At 45.0% G+C, this 14,984-nt stretch carries 9 protein-coding genes, 1 pseudogene and 1 riboswitch; of the genes and pseudogenes, 8 read left to right on the top strand and 2 right to left on the bottom strand.

Features of this window, described 5'->3' with window-relative positions; all coding sequences use genetic code 11:
* Positions 1-8: 8 nt before the first annotated feature.
* Complete coding sequence (gene rppH / locus C5470_RS01450; protein ID WP_036843817.1) at positions 9-539, bottom strand: RNA pyrophosphohydrolase; 531 nt, start codon at positions 537-539, stop codon at positions 9-11.
* 113 nt (positions 540-652) lie between these two features.
* Positions 653-757, top strand: a riboswitch (TPP riboswitch).
* Positions 758-828: 71 nt separating this feature from the next.
* On the opposite strand from rppH, the gene thiB reads away from it, so the two are divergent.
* The 7 genes and pseudogenes from thiB to rluA all read left to right on the top strand — a co-directional run bounded on the left by thiB (position 829) and on the right by rluA (position 11,354).
* Positions 829-1,842 (top strand): thiamine ABC transporter substrate binding subunit, encoded by a 1,014-nt coding sequence (gene thiB / locus C5470_RS01445; RefSeq protein ID WP_166285340.1) that lies wholly within the window; start codon positions 829-831, stop codon positions 1,840-1,842.
* Positions 1,818-3,422: a thiamine/thiamine pyrophosphate ABC transporter permease ThiP gene (gene thiP / locus C5470_RS01440; protein WP_036843819.1), complete on the top strand. Its 1,605-nt coding sequence runs from the start codon at positions 1,818-1,820 to the stop codon at positions 3,420-3,422. The genes thiB and thiP overlap by 25 nt, the downstream gene beginning before the upstream one ends.
* Entirely contained in the window at positions 3,415-4,122 is a 708-nt protein-coding gene (gene thiQ / locus C5470_RS01435) for a thiamine ABC transporter ATP-binding protein ThiQ (protein WP_166285338.1), read from the top strand. The genes thiP and thiQ overlap by 8 nt, the downstream gene beginning before the upstream one ends.
* A 170-nt stretch (positions 4,123-4,292) precedes the next feature.
* Positions 4,293-4,744 (top strand): annotated as a pseudogene (locus C5470_RS01430) (Hcp family type VI secretion system effector).
* A gap of 426 nt (positions 4,745-5,170) precedes the next feature.
* Positions 5,171-7,519: a DNA polymerase II gene (locus tag C5470_RS01425; protein WP_166285336.1), complete on the top strand. Its 2,349-nt coding sequence runs from the start codon at positions 5,171-5,173 to the stop codon at positions 7,517-7,519.
* A gap of 180 nt (positions 7,520-7,699) precedes the next feature.
* The gene (rapA, locus tag C5470_RS01420; protein ID WP_166285334.1) at positions 7,700-10,606 is read left to right on the top strand and encodes an RNA polymerase-associated protein RapA; all 2,907 of its coding nucleotides are present in this window, start codon (positions 7,700-7,702) and stop codon (positions 10,604-10,606) included.
* A 97-nt stretch (positions 10,607-10,703) separates the two neighbouring features.
* On the top strand, positions 10,704-11,354 hold the full coding sequence (gene rluA / locus C5470_RS01415; protein ID WP_036843826.1) for a bifunctional tRNA pseudouridine(32) synthase/23S rRNA pseudouridine(746) synthase RluA: 651 nt from the start codon (positions 10,704-10,706) through the stop codon (positions 11,352-11,354).
* Positions 11,355-11,586: 232 nt separating this feature from the next.
* Here rluA and djlA read toward each other — a convergent pair whose 3' ends face one another.
* Complete coding sequence (djlA, locus tag C5470_RS01410) at positions 11,587-12,408, bottom strand: co-chaperone DjlA (RefSeq protein WP_166285332.1); 822 nt, start codon at positions 12,406-12,408, stop codon at positions 11,587-11,589.
* Between the two features lie 183 nt (positions 12,409-12,591).
* Between djlA and lptD the strand changes: the two genes are divergently transcribed.
* A complete protein-coding gene (gene lptD / locus C5470_RS01405; RefSeq protein ID WP_166285330.1) occupies positions 12,592-14,916 on the top strand; it encodes an LPS assembly protein LptD in 2,325 nt (774 codons plus the stop codon).
* Positions 14,917-14,984: the final 68 nt, after the last annotated feature.

The following is a 14,984-nucleotide window of genomic DNA, read 5'->3' as shown; positions in this document are numbered from 1 at the left end:
GAGCTAACCTAACTTCTTTTGCGACGATAAGAATATGAAGAACGTAATAATGATACGTTTTCCTGCATTGGCATCACAACCGAAGCAAATTCTTTCATCACGCGCCGGTAAACATCACGTTTAAAAGAGACAACCTGCCGGACAGGATACCAATAGCTGACCCAGCGCCAACCGTCAAACTCTGGGGTATTACTGTGCTGCACATTAATATCTTCTTCATTACAAAGCAGTTGTAATAAAAACCAACGCTGTTTTTGGCCAATACAGACAGGTCTTGTATCCCAACGCACCAAACGCTTAGGTAATTTGTAACGTAACCAATTACGGGTAGAGGCCAAAACGCGTACATCTTTCCGGCCTAAACCCACTTCTTCATACAGTTCCCGGTACATTGCCTGCTCTGGTGATTCCCCCGGATTAATCCCCCCCTGAGGGAATTGCCAGGAATGTTGCCCATAACGCCGGGCCCACAAAACCTGGCCTTGTCGATTACAAATTACAATTCCTACATTCGGGCGGTAGCCATCATCATCGATCACCAGACTACCTCAATAAACTAAATTTGAAAGATGACTAATTGTTTCACACTACCCTCAAGTGGTAAACCTCTATCATTGGACTTTGCAGTCGCTAGCTAAATCTCTACAATAGCACCATCTCAACGGGGTGCTGGCTGTTTAAAACGGTCTTGCTGAGAGTAAACCCGCCGAACCTGATCCGGCTAATACCGGCGTAGGGATTTGAGCTGCTAATTGTTTCACAGAAATTATCTTTCCGTTTAGCGCGCCCTCAGATCCTTTGCCAATCCTCTTAATTAAGGAGAGCAAAGTGTTTAAGACGTTATTTTCCAAATTAACCGTACTGACGGTACTGTCAGCCGCTGCTTTGTTATTGAGTCAGGTTGTACAGGCAAAGCCGGTATTAACCGTCTACACCTATGATTCTTTTGCCACCGAATGGGGACCAGGGCCCGCGATTAAAAAAGCGTTTGAAGCTGAATGTGACTGTGAGCTGAAATTTGTTGCACTGGAAGATGGTGTGTCCCTGCTCAACCGCCTCAGAATGGAAGGAAAGCGCACGGCTGCCGATATTATCCTTGGTCTGGATAACAACTTGATTCAAGCGGCCCAACAGACAGGTCGGTTCACTGAAAGCCAAGTGGATACCCGTAAACTGAAGCTGCCGATACAATGGAATAACACCGTATTTATTCCTTATGACTATGGTTACTTTGCCTTCATTTACAACAAAAATACGTTGCCAAATCCACCAAAGAGCATGGATGAACTGATCAACAGTCACAATAACTGGAAAGTGATCTATCAAGATCCCCGCACCAGCACACCTGGGCAAGGTTTGCTGTTGTGGATGCAGAAAATTTATGGTGATGATGCCCCACAAGCCTGGCAAAAACTGGCAAAGAAAACACTCACGGTCACCAAAGGCTGGAGTGAAGCTTATGGTCTGTTCCTGAAAGGCGAAGGCGATTTGGTCCTGAGCTATACCTCCTCACCGGGCTATCACATTTTGTCTGAGAAGAAAGACTATTATGCTGCGGCAACGTTTAGTGAAGGTCATTACCTGCAAGTCGAAGTTGCCGCCCAACTGGCCTCCAGCAAGCAACCGGAACTTGCCCAGAAATTTATGCGCTTTATGCTGACTCCGGCTTTCCAACAGGAAATTCCAACCACTAACTGGATGTATCCGGTTATTGATATCCAACTACCAGAAGTTTATTCACAGCTTTCAATACCAGAGAAATCATTACAGTACAACGCAGAAGAAGTCGCAAAACACCGTAACCAATGGATTCGCACATGGCAAAACGCTGTCAGCCGCTAATAGCCGGATGGCTGCTGCCGGGGGCGATTGCCGCCGGTCTTTTGCTATTGGTCGCTTTACTGGCATTCGGTACACTTTGGTTTAACGCGCCTGAAGACGACTGGTACTTACTGACAGAAGATCGCTATTTGTGGCATGTGGTGCGTTTTACATTCTGGCAAGCTTTTTTATCGGCTCTGTTTTCTGTTATGCCCGCTATTTTTCTTTCCCGGGCACTCTACCGCCGCCATTTTCCCGGCCGAACCTTGTTTCTGCGCCTGTGTGCTATGACGCTGGTTTTGCCGGTACTGGTCGCTCTGTTCGGCATTCTAACTGTCTATGGCAGAGTCGGCTGGCTGGCACAGTTCTGTGAATGGGCCGGTATCAATTACCCTTTCACCCCTTATGGTTTACAGGGCATTTTGCTGGCGCATATCTTCTTTAATATGCCACTGGCAACACGGCTGTTACTGCAATCACTGGAAAACATTGCGGTGGAACAACGGCAATTAGCCTCACAGTTGGGTATGAATGAATGGCAACATTTTCGTTTCGTTGAATGGCCTTACCTGCGCCGCCAAATCCTGCCAACCGGCGCGCTGATTTTTATGCTCTGTTTTGCCAGTTTTGCCACCGTGCTGGCTTTAGGTGGCGGGCCTGCGGCAACGACTGTCGAGCTGGCAATCTATCAGGCGTTAAGCTATGACTACGATCTCGGCCGTGCCGCGTTACTGGCTTTGATTCAGCTGACTTGCTGTCTTGGCCTGGTTCTTCTTAGTCAGAAACTTAACAGTGCTCTATCCATCGGCTATAGCAATCAACAGCAGTGGCGTAATCCACAGGATACTTTACTGAGAAAAATCTGTGACAGCGTGTTAATTACCGCAGCACTGTTACTGCTGGTGCCTCCATTGTTAGCTGTTGTGGTGGATGGTCTGAACAGCGGGTTATTCAACGTATTACGCCAGCCTGCATTGTGGCAGGCATTTATCACATCCGTTGTGATTGCTTTAGGTGCCGGATTACTGTGTGTTTTATTCACAATGATGCTGCTGTGGAGCAGCCGCGAGTTGTACCTGCGTTATTCACCCCGCTGGGGACAAGCGATGGAAATAAGCGGTTTGTTGATCCTGGCGATGCCCGGCATCGTGCTGGCAACCGGTTTTTTTCTCCTCCTTAACGACACCATCGGCCTGCCCCGCTCACCCTATGGTCTGGTGATTTTAACCAACGCACTGATGGCAATTCCTTATGCATTGAAAGTTCTGGATAATCCGATGAAAGATCTGGCAGCCCGCTATAATCCGTTGTGCCGATCCCTGAATATTCAAGGTATTAACCGACTGTGTTGGATTGAGCTAAAAGCACTGAAAATCCCGCTGGCGCAAGCTTTGGCTTTTGCTTGTGTCCTTTCGATTGGGGATTTTGGTGTGGTCGCGCTGTTTGGTAATGAAGATTTCCGTACACTTCCTTTCTATCTGTACCAGCAAATAGGGGCTTACCGTAGTCAAGATGGCGCAGTCACCGCCTTATTGCTGTTATTATTATGTTTTATGCTGTTTAGTTTACTTGAACGCTTACCGGGGCGACATAATGCTTAAACTTGAGAATCTGACTTACACCTATGAACATCTGGTGATGTTCTTTGACTTGCAGATTCAGGCTGGGGAGCGTATCGCTATTCTTGGCCCTAGTGGAGCAGGTAAAAGTACATTACTGAACCTGATCGCCGGTTTTCAAACAGCAGAAAAAGGTTCCGTATGGCTGAATGGAGAAAATCACACCAATACGCCACCTTCTCAGCGCCCCGTATCCATGTTATTTCAAGAAAATAACCTCTTCTCTCATCTGACGATTGAACAGAATATTGGGTTGGGATTACATCCCGGATTACGCCTTAATAGCAAACAGCAACAGACATTACAGCAAATAGTCTCCCAAGTTTCGTTGGAAGATTGCCTTACCCGCCTGCCTGCTCAACTTTCTGGTGGACAACGACAACGAGCAGCATTAGCGCGTTGTTTAGTGCGCCAGCAGCCAATTCTGTTACTTGATGAGCCTTTTTCTGCTCTTGATCCAGCACTGCGTAATGAAATGTTGATATTACTGGAGCAAGTTTGCAATGAACGCCAGCTCACTTTGCTGATGGTTTCGCATAATCTGGATGATGCCGCCCGTATAGCTGACCGCGCTTTATTAGTTGTTGATGGCAATATTCATTATGACGGTTCAACAAATGCACTGGTTGCCGGTATTGTTCCTGAAGCGGCTATTTTGGGAAGGAAGGTAGACTCTAATTAGGCGTTATTAATTCCATCGCTATCAGAATAAATGGGAATAGGATATGGCTTGGTATTTCGATTATTTTCTTCTGTGACTAAGGTCTATATTTTAAAAATAAAATTGGATGGTGTAAATCTTTTTCGTTATAAGTATTTTTTATGTATTAATTTTTCATAAAGGATTTAATAATGTCTAATTTGATTTATGCGACCATAAAAGGAAAGAACCAAGGGTTAATCTCAGCAGGCTGTTCTACTTTTGATTCTATTGGTAATAAATATCAAGAGAACCACAGGGATCAAATATTAGTTTACTCCGCTACACATTCTTTAACTCGCGTACAACATGTAAGCCATCATCCTTTTAATATCATAAAACCCATCGATAAATCCTCTCCTTTACTTGGACTAGCAATTTCAAACAACGAAGAACTTCATCAGAAGGTGCTCAAGAAAAGTTTTATTCAATAGAATTAACAAAAGCAAAAATAAATGCTTTTAATATTAATTACCCTCACTCTTTAACTCATGCAGAGAATCAACCAGAAGAGAGTATCTCTGTCATTTATCAAAATATAACTTGGAATCATCACATTACTGGTACTTCTGCTTATAGTACCAGAGATGATGAGGTTTATTAAAAATGAATAAATTACGTGACAGGGTATTAAATAATAACTGCTTACATATGACCCAAGTTCCAGACCATCCTTCAGGAGATGGGATAAGATAGATGCTTCAATTTATTTTCTTAACCGATTTGTTCCAGGCTCAGTGAATTATCTGGATGGTTATAAAGATGCATATGTGAAATATAACAGGAACCTAATTTTAAAATATGCCTATACCCAATAGATTTCAAGTTGCAGCGCGGCGGCAAATGAACGCCTCCCCAGGAGCATAAATAACTCTGTGACTGGGATATGTGAAAGCAGCCAACAAAGCAGCAACTTGGAAAGATGAAAGGTATACATCACAATATAGCGAGTTCAAACAACTGTACAAATAACCATTACCCAATGCTATAATTGTGGTTATTTTCAACAAATATAAGCGCCAGCCTCTATATGCAACAGAATCATGCTGAACAAGGTTTTATACTGACACGCCACTGGCGGGACACGCCCTCGGGTATTGAGGTGGAATACTGGCTGGTGACAGATCAGGGGCCACGTCATATAAAAATTCTTCACCAACAAGCTGTTGCTTTTATCCCGCAAGCCAATATGCCGCAGGTGGAAAAAATTCTGGCGCAAGAGCGCAACTACCATCTCCGCCCACTTTCATTAAAAGATTTCAATCGCCAGCCTGTTGCCGCGCTTTATTGCCAGCAATATCGCCAATTACAACGGATTGAGAAAATACTACAGCAACAAGAAATTCAGGTTTATGAAGCAGATATCCGTCCACCAGACAGATTTATGATGGAGCGTTTTATCACTGCTCCCCTCTGGTTCAGTCAGGCACCTAATGGCGGCTATCAAATGAAACCCAACCCCGCTTATCGCCCAACATTGAAATGGGTATCCCTGGATATTGAAACCAGCCAGCATGGGGAACTTTATTCCATTGGATTGGCAGGATGTGATCAGCAAAAAGTATTTATGCTTGGCCCTACTAACGGTAATGAGCAACCTGTAAATTTCGATTTGGAATATGTAGCAAGTCGTCCGCAAATGCTGAAAAGACTCAACGAGTGGCTGGAAAAATATGATCCTGACGCCATTATTGGCTGGAACCTGATTCAGTTCGATCTACGGATTTTACAAAAACATGCTGAACGTTACGGTGTTCCACTGAAATTTGGACGGGCCGGAGGATTATTGGAGTGGCGGGAGCACGGCTTTAAATCGGGGCACTTTTTCGCTTCCACTGCTGGTCGGTTGATTATTGATGGTATTGAGGCACTAAAAACCGCTACCTGGAATTTTCCTTCTTTTAGTCTGGAATATGTAGCACAGGAACTATTAGGTGAAGGTAAAGCTATTGATACACCCTATCAGCGTATGGATGAGATTGACCGCCGATTCCAGCAAGATAAGCCTGCACTGGCACAATATAATCTGCAAGACTGTATTCTGGTAAACCGGATTTTCGATAAAACCCACTTAATGAAGTTCCTATTGGAAAGGGCAACAGTTACCGGTCTCGCCGTAGATCGTAGTGGCGGTTCAGTTACAGCTTTTACTCATCTTTACATGCCAAGAATGCATCGCATCGGTTATGTTGCCCCTAATACAGGCGAGAAGCCCGAAGATAACAGCCCTGGTGGTTTCGTGATGGATTCTCGCCCCGGTCTGTACGATTCAGTGTTGGTGCTGGATTATAAAAGTCTGTACCCCGCTATTATTCGCACTTTTCTTATCGATCCTGTCGGTATGGTGGAAGGTCTGGCACAGCCGGACAGTAAGCATACGGTTCCCGGTTTTCGCAATGCCTTCTTTTCCCGTACTCAACACTGTCTGCCTGATATCGTGGCACAAATCTGGCATGAACGTGATGCAGCCAAAAAACAGCATAATGCCCCATTGTCACAAGCATTGAAGATCATTATGAACGCTTTCTACGGTGTTCTTGGGGCGGAAGGCTGTCGTTTCTTCGACCCACGCTTGACTTCTTCCATTACTATGCGCGGCCACGAAATTATGCTCCAGACCAGAAAGCTGATTGAATCTCAAGGCTATCAAGTTATCTACGGTGATACAGATTCTATCTTTATATGGCTGAAACAGGCACATGAAGAAGAACTGGCTTTCAGCATCGGTAAAGAACTTGCACGATTCGTTAATCAATGGTGGCAAAAGTACCTGCAAGAACATTTTGGGCTTAAAAGCACCCTTGAGTTGGAATTTGAAACTCACTATCGCCGCTTCCTGATGCCAACCATCCGTGGGGCTGAACAAGGCAGTAAAAAACGTTATGCCGGTCTGAGTGGTGACCGCATGGTCTATAAAGGTCTGGAAACGGTACGCACTGACTGGACACCTCTGGCGCAAGATTTTCAGAAGCAACTGTATTCACTGATTTTTCATGAACAGCCTTATCAGGAGTTTATCCATGGTTATGTTACCAGTACCCTAAAAGGAAAATTTGATGATAAACTAACCTACCGTAAAAGGTTGGGCCGTAAGTTGTCTGACTATCAGCGCAATGTTCCACCACATGTAAGAGCGGCAAGGCTGGCAGATGAATACAATCTGCAACATAACCGGCCCTTGCAGTACCAAAATGGGGGTTGGATAAGCTATGTCATGACACAATCCGGGCCGGAACCACTGGAAAATCTGCATTCACCACCGGACTATGATCACTATATCAACAAACAACTTCAGCCTATCGCTGATGCTATTCTGCCATTTTTACAGGATGATTTTATAACTTTGCTCACCGGGCAAATAGTAATGCCTTTTGGCTAATTACTATTTTTTGCAGGTGACGATCGGCTTTGCTTCCATTAACATATCGCCCCTTTAACGAATGATTAGGGGATTTATGGAGCATCTTGCTATCTGCCCATTATCTTCGTTAGATCAAATAAAAGCTGTCGTCCTTCACCTATAAATAACATTTATCTAACAGAAACTGAGTCAAAATTTATGCCATTTACCCTCGGTCAACGCTGGATCAGCGATACAGAAAGCGAACTTGGATTAGGAACCGTTGTTGCATTGGACGCACGAATGGTCACTTTGCTTTTTCCTGCCAGCGGTGAAAACCGCCTTTACGCACGCAATGATTCTCCTATTACCCGCGTTATGTTTAACTCGGGGGATGTTGTCACCAGCCATGAAGGCTGGCAACTCAAAGTGGATGAAATCCAACAAGAAAATGGCCTGATTATTTATACAGGCACACGTCTTGATACTCTGGAAGAAAATGTCAGTCTGCGCGAAGTATTCCTCGACAGTAAACTCACCTTCAACAAGCCACAGGATCGCCTGTTTGCCGGTCAGATTGACCGTATGGATCGTTTTGCCTTGCGCTTTCGTGCCCGTAAATATCAAAGCGAACAATTTAAACTGGCTGAAAGTGGTCTGCGGGGTATCCGCGCAAGCTTGATCCCCCATCAGCTTCATATCGCTAATGAAGTAGGCAAACGCCACGCGCCAAGGGTATTGTTGGCTGATGAAGTCGGCTTGGGTAAAACCATTGAAGCCGGGATGATCATCCACCAGCAACTGCTGGCAGGTCGCGCTGAACGTGTTCTGGTTATTGTGCCAGACAGTCTTCAGCACCAATGGCTGGTAGAGATGCTGCGCCGTTTCAATCTGCGTTTTGCCCTGTTTGATGACAGCCGCTATACCGAAGCCCGACATGACAGCGATAATCCATTTGAAACAGAACAACTGATACTTTGCTCGCTGGATTTTGTCCGCCGTAATAAACAACGTTTTGAGCATATGCTTGAAGCCAATTGGGATCTGATGGTGGTGGATGAAGCTCACCACCTGGCCTGGAGTGAAGATGCGCCAAGTCGTGAATATCAGGCTATTGAAGAATTAGCTGAACAGATCCCCGGTGTACTGCTGCTGACCGCCACACCAGAGCAGTTAGGACAGGAAAGCCATTTTGCCCGCCTGCGCCTGCTCGATCCAAGCCGTTTTCATGATTATCAGGCTTTTATTGACGAACAACAAAACTACCGACCGGTTGCTGATGCCGTAACTCTGCTGTTATCTGGTGAACAACTTAACAATAATCAATTAAATCTGATGGGTGAGCTTATTAGTGAGCAGGATATTGAGCCTCTGCTGAAAGCAGCCAACAGTAATAGTGATGAAAGTGAAACCGCACGCCGCGAACTGATTTCCATGCTGATGGATCGCCATGGTACTAGCCGTATTCTGTTCCGTAATACCCGTAATGGTGTGAAAGGTTTTCCTCATCGGGAACTGCACCAGATTAAATTACCTCTGCCAACCCAATATCAGACGGCCATTAAAGTCTCCGATATTATGGGTGCTAAAAAATCGCTGGAATCACGCGCAAGGGATATGCTTTACCCAGAGCAGATTTATCAAGAATTTGAAGGCGAAAACGCCACCTGGTGGAATTTTGATCCCCGCGTAGAATGGTTACTGGGTTTCCTGACCGCAAACCGCGATGAAAAAGTGCTGGTCATTTGTGCTAAAGCAACCACAGCTCTACACCTGGAGCAGATACTGCGTGAACGCGAAGGCATTCGCGGTGCTGTTTTCCATGAAGGATTATCACTGGTTGAACGTGACCGCGCCGCAGCCTACTTTGCTTCTGAAGAAGAGGGGGCACAGGTGTTGCTGTGCTCTGAAATTGGCTCAGAAGGCCGTAACTTCCAGTTCGCCAACCAGTTAGTCATGTTCGATTTGCCATTCAACCCGGATTTACTGGAACAACGTATCGGACGTCTGGATCGTATCGGCCAAAGCCGTGATATCCAAATCAGTGTGCCCTATCTGGAAAATACCGCACAGGCCGTTCTGATCCGGTGGTATCACGAAGGTCTGGATGCATTCGAACACACCTGCCCAACAGGCCGTACTATCTACGATAACTATTATGAAACTCTGCTGAGCTATCTTGCCAAACCAAATGAACAGGAAAAATTTGGTGAGTTTATTGAGCAATGCCGCCAACAACATGAGCAGCTCAAATTACAACTGGAGCAAGGCCGCGACCGGCTGCTGGAAATGAACTCCAATGGCGGAGAACATGGCTTACAGTTAGCAGAAAAAATTGCAAAGTATGATTGTGATACTGAACTGGTGAATTTCTCTCTCAACTTGTTTGATATCGTTGGTATCAATCAGGAAGATCGCAGCGACAACATGATTGTGCTGACACCATCCGATCATATGCTGGTTCCGGATTTCCCAGGGCTGCCACAAGATGGCTGTACTATCACATTCGATCGTGAACAAGCGCTGTCCCGTGAAGATGCCCAGTTTATCAGTTGGGAACACCCGATTATCCGTAATGGGTTGGACCTGATCCTTTCCGGTGATACCGGCAGCTGTGCTGTCTCTCTTTTGAAAAATAAAGCATTACCCGTTGGAACCCTGCTGGTAGAGCTGATTTATGTGGTTGAAGCACAAGCGCCAAAACATCTGCAATTGACCCGTTTCCTGCCACCAACACCATTGCGGATACTGATGGACTTGAAAGGCAACAATCTGGCTGGTCAGGTGGAATTTGAAAGCTTTAACCGCCAACTTAACGCCGTCAATCGTCATACTGCGAGTAAGCTGGTTAATGCGGTACAAAAAGAAGTTCACGCTATTCTACAGCAAGCAGAAGGTTTGATAGAAACACAGGCTCAATCATTGATTGAACAAGCGAAACAGGAAGCTGATGAAAAACTCACGGCTGAACTTTGCCGCTTGGAAGCACTCAAAGCCGTCAATCCGAATATTCGTGATGATGAGTTGGAAGCGATTGAATCCAATCGCCAACAGTTATTGCTTAACCTGAATCAGGCAAGCTGGCGTCTGGATGCTATTCGCCTTGTTGTTGTTACGCATCAGTAAGTATTAGAAATACCCGGAGGCGGGACCGGGATGGGGTGTCTCTCACCAAGACCCCTATTCCCACGCCTCCTTATGATATTCTGCTACCGGAGCCTCAATGGAAGCTTATAACCCTCCCACCGATCCCTGGCTACATGTGCTCTATCAGGATCAACACATCATTGTGGTCAACAAACCCAGTGGGCTACTCTCTGTTCCTGGCCGGGCAGAAGAACATAAAGACAGCATTATGACGCGGATACAACAGCAGTTTTCGACAGCAGAATCTGTTCACCGGCTGGATATGGCAACCAGCGGCGTAATGGTGGTTGCATTGACTAAAGATGCAGAGCGTGAATTGAAACGCCAGTTCCGTGAACGGGAACCGAAAAAAACCTATATTGCACGGATTTGGGGACGTCTGGAACCAGAAACCGGCATGGTCGATCTACCGCTGATTTGTGACTGGCCGAACCGACCAAAGCAGAAAGTTTGTTTTGAAACCGGAAAATCAGCTCAAACTGAATACGAAGTACTCGCTTACGAAGATGAAGCGACCCGGGTAAAACTCTCACCAATAACAGGTCGTTCACATCAGCTCAGGGTACACATGCTGGCACTTGAGCACCCTATTCTGGGAGATCGGTTTTACGCTCATCAGCAGGCAAGAGCAATGGCGCCTCGCCTGCAATTACATGCACAGGAACTACATATCGCTCATCCGGCCTATGGAACCCCAATGCATTTTCAGTGTAAAGCCGATTTTTGATTAATAGACAAATACGGTAACCGAATCCAATGAAGCCAATATCAGGCACAAGGCCAAGCCAAAATAACCCGAAAGAATACGGATACTTGCCATTTTTTCATTCCTCATGTATTTAAAGTAAAAATATATAAAATTCTCTAATATTTTAAAGAAATAAAAGATAAACTCAACAATAGTAGGGGATTTTATTCCCCTATATGTTAATAGAATGTTTTTAAAAAGAAAAAATAGCTCACTTAAAACTTTTCTCTTTTTTAATCAGATCATAAGCAGCCTGAATTGACTGAGCTTTTTGTTTAGCAATCTCCATCATTTCCGGTGGTAAACCTTTTGCCACTAACTTATCAGGATGGTGCTCACTCATCAGCTTACGATAGGCACGTTTAATTGTTGTCACGTCATCACTTTCACGCACACCTAGCACCTTACAGGCGTCCGCCAGGGTTGGCCCCTGAACAGTGCTCTGGTAGCTACCATACTGATGCTGCCGCCACTCTCCACCACCACTGAAATGACGGCCACCTTCCATCATGGCAAGGAATTGTTCAAACTGGTTACGGGAGATCCCAAGTTCATCAGCAATGATAAACAACACTTTCCTTTCATTCGGATGCAACTGACCATCAGAAAATGCAGCCTGCAACTGAATCTCCAAAAACATCCGAATTAAGTCAGACCGACCGAAACAGGCACGACGTAATTGTCTCAATGTCTCACGCAAAGGAAAATTCAGCTCTTTACCCTCACGAAAAGCGTGCTGGGCCGCAGTCCTAGCTTGCCCATGAAGTTGCATCCGGTCCATTAACTGGCTGGCAAGCTGGATATCTGTTTCAGTCACCCGTCCTTTTGATTTAGTAATATGCCCCATCACCTGAAAGGTACTACTGAAAAACAGCATCTGGCGGGACTGATTATTTGCAAAAAAACCCTGGCTTCTCCGTACACTGGCCCTATCAAACAGATGACCAATAAACAGGCCAATGACAATACCCCAGAAGCCTGCTCCAGACATGACACCAAAGATCAGACCAAGCAATTTTCCCCAATAATGCATATACTCCTCAATTCATCAATGCTCTGAGTGTAGTTTTGCATTATCATACTATTCATTCAGCTCCGTGCCTAACGGCAAGATAAGTAAAGGTATGACTTTACACTGGCGCATATTCATTGAGTGCGTTAGTCTCTTGAGGTTTGCCGGCATAACGCCACTGATGACGGAACCGCATAAATATCTATGAAGAAATGTTATCCAACTTTGCTGGTCACAATGGTATGGGCCGCACTTTATAGTCAGCATGCACATGCTGATCTCGCAGCACAATGTATGCTGGGTATACCTGTTTACGATCAGCCAATAATTAATGGCGATCTAAATCAACTTCCTATCAATATCCTGGCAGATGACTCACACGCAGATTATCCACGTTCTGCTAAGTTCAGCGGTAATGTCAATATTACACAGGGTAATAAAACGCTGACCGCCGATAAGGTACAACTTGATCAAACTGAGGATGAAGTTCCATTAAGGACTGCTACTGCTACGGGCAATGTTCATTATGACGACCCCCAAATTATTCTGAAAGGTCCACGCGCTTGGTCTAATTTAAATAATAAAGACACAGATATGGATCAAGCCGATTATCAGATGGTCGGGCGTCAGGGACGCGGCATCGCAGATAAAATGAAACTGCGTGGTGAAAACCGTTATGCCATTCTGGATAATGGTTCTTTTACTTCCTGCCTGCCTGGTAATGATAGCTGGAGCGTTGTTGGCTCCGAAGTCATTCTCGACCGCGAAGAAGAAGTCGCTGAAATATGGAATGCCCGTTTCAGAGTGGCGAATGTTCCGGTATTTTATAGTCCCTATCTTCAATTACCGATCGGCACTAAACGCCGCTCTGGTTTCCTTATTCCTAACGCCAGCTATTCCAAAAATAACGGCGTTGAATTTATTCTGCCCTATTACTGGAATATCGCACCAAATTATGATGCCACGATTACGCCGCATTATATCAGTAGACGTGGTTTAAAACTGGATAATGAATTCCGTTATTTAACTAAAGCAGGTGCAGGTACACTTGCGTTCGACTGGCTGAATAATGACGATCTGTATGTTAAAGATAAAAATGCAGGAACACGTACCGCCAGAGAGAGTGATAATCGCTGGTTATTTTACTGGGGACACAGTGGTGTGATGGATCAGGTATGGCGCTTTAATATCGACTATACCAAAGTCAGTGATCCTGAATATTTTTCTGACTTTAGTTCTCAATATGGTTCTACCACTGACGGCTATGCCACACAAAAATTCAGCCTGGGATATGCCCAACAAAACTGGAATGCCACTTTATCCACTAAGCAATTCCAGATTTTTTCTAAAGATACCAATAGAAAAGCCTACAGAGCTGAACCACAGTTAGACCTGAACTATTACAAAAACGATCTGGGGCCATTTGATCTTAAGGTCTATGGTCAGGCGGTAAAATTTACCAGTGTAGGTAAAGATAATCCGGAAGCAACCCGCTGGCATTTGGAACCCTCCATTAACCTGCCACTTTCCAATGGCTGGGCCAGTATGAATAATGAAGTTAAGCTGATGTCGACTCACTATCAGCAGGATATTCCCAAATCTCTTGAAAATACTGAATATAAAGAATCGGTTAACCGGGTTCTGCCGCAGTTCAAAAGTGAGGCCAAAATGGTGTTTGAGCGTTCAACGTACTTGAACAGCAATTACACCCAAACGCTGGAACCACAAGTTCAGTATCTGTATGTGCCATATAAAAACCAGGATAATATCAATAACTTCGATTCATCTTTACTGCAAACTGACTATACCGGCCTGTTCCGTGAACGCTTTTATGGTGGCCTGGACCGCATTTCATCCGCTAATCAAGTCACTACCGGCCTCACTACCCGCATTTATGATGAGAGTTTAGTTGAGCGTTTTAACCTGTCGTTAGGTCAAATCTATTACTTTGAACGTCCGCGCACCGGTGAGGAAAATATCATTAACAGTAAAGACAGAACAGGTATGATGACCTGGGCTGGTGATACTTACTGGAAAATTAGTGATTCCTGGGGTTTGAAAGGCGGTATGCAGTACGATACCCGCTTGGGCAGCGTAACGATGGGGAATACCGTACTGGAATATCGCCGTGATGCAGACCGGCTTGTACAGTTAAACTATCGTTTTGTTGACAGAGATTATATCCAGGCTACAGCTAAAAATGCCCCAGCTTTCCAGCAAGGGATTTCTCAACTTGGTCTGGTTGCAAGCTGGCCGTTAAGTGACCGCTGGGCTTTGGTTGGCGCTTACTACTATGACACCAAAGAGAAGCAACCTGCGAGTCAGTTAGTGGGCTTGCAATACAACACTTGCTGCTGGGCGGTTAACGTCGGTTATGAGCGTAAAATCGTTGGTTGGAAAGACAACAATAGTGAATATGACAATAAATGGTCATTTAACTTTGAACTCCGAGGCTTAAGTAACAATCATAGTCTGGGTAGCCAGAAAATGTTGGAGTCTGGCATCATGCCATACCAGCGTGCATTCTGATGTTAATAACGCTTTGATATTAAACAATATAAGTCCGCTATTGCGGAACCTACATATGATGGGAAAAG

Source organism: Photorhabdus stackebrandtii, assembly GCF_011189495.1.
Taxonomy (GTDB): Bacteria; Pseudomonadota; Gammaproteobacteria; order Enterobacterales; family Enterobacteriaceae; genus Photorhabdus; species Photorhabdus khanii.
The sequence above is the reverse complement of the archived record's forward strand: the minus strand, read 5'-3'. Positions and strand labels throughout refer to the sequence as shown.

What these genes read in the sequence shown, in the direction of transcription:
- thiP (WP_036843819.1), top strand. Translation starts at nt 1,818, where the DNA reads ATGGCAAAACGCTGTCAGCCGCTAATAGCCGGATGGCTGCTGCCGGGG.
- thiQ (WP_166285338.1), top strand. Translation starts at nt 3,415, where the DNA reads ATGCTTAAACTTGAGAATCTGACTTACACCTATGAACATCTGGTGATG.
- C5470_RS01425 (WP_166285336.1), top strand. Translation starts at nt 5,171, where the DNA reads ATGCAACAGAATCATGCTGAACAAGGTTTTATACTGACACGCCACTGG.
- rapA (WP_166285334.1), top strand. Translation starts at nt 7,700, where the DNA reads ATGCCATTTACCCTCGGTCAACGCTGGATCAGCGATACAGAAAGCGAA.
- rluA (WP_036843826.1), top strand. Translation starts at nt 10,704, where the DNA reads ATGGAAGCTTATAACCCTCCCACCGATCCCTGGCTACATGTGCTCTAT.
- djlA (WP_166285332.1), bottom strand. Translation starts at nt 12,408, where the DNA reads ATGCATTATTGGGGAAAATTGCTTGGTCTGATCTTTGGTGTCATGTCT.
- lptD (WP_166285330.1), top strand. Translation starts at nt 12,592, where the DNA reads ATGAAGAAATGTTATCCAACTTTGCTGGTCACAATGGTATGGGCCGCA.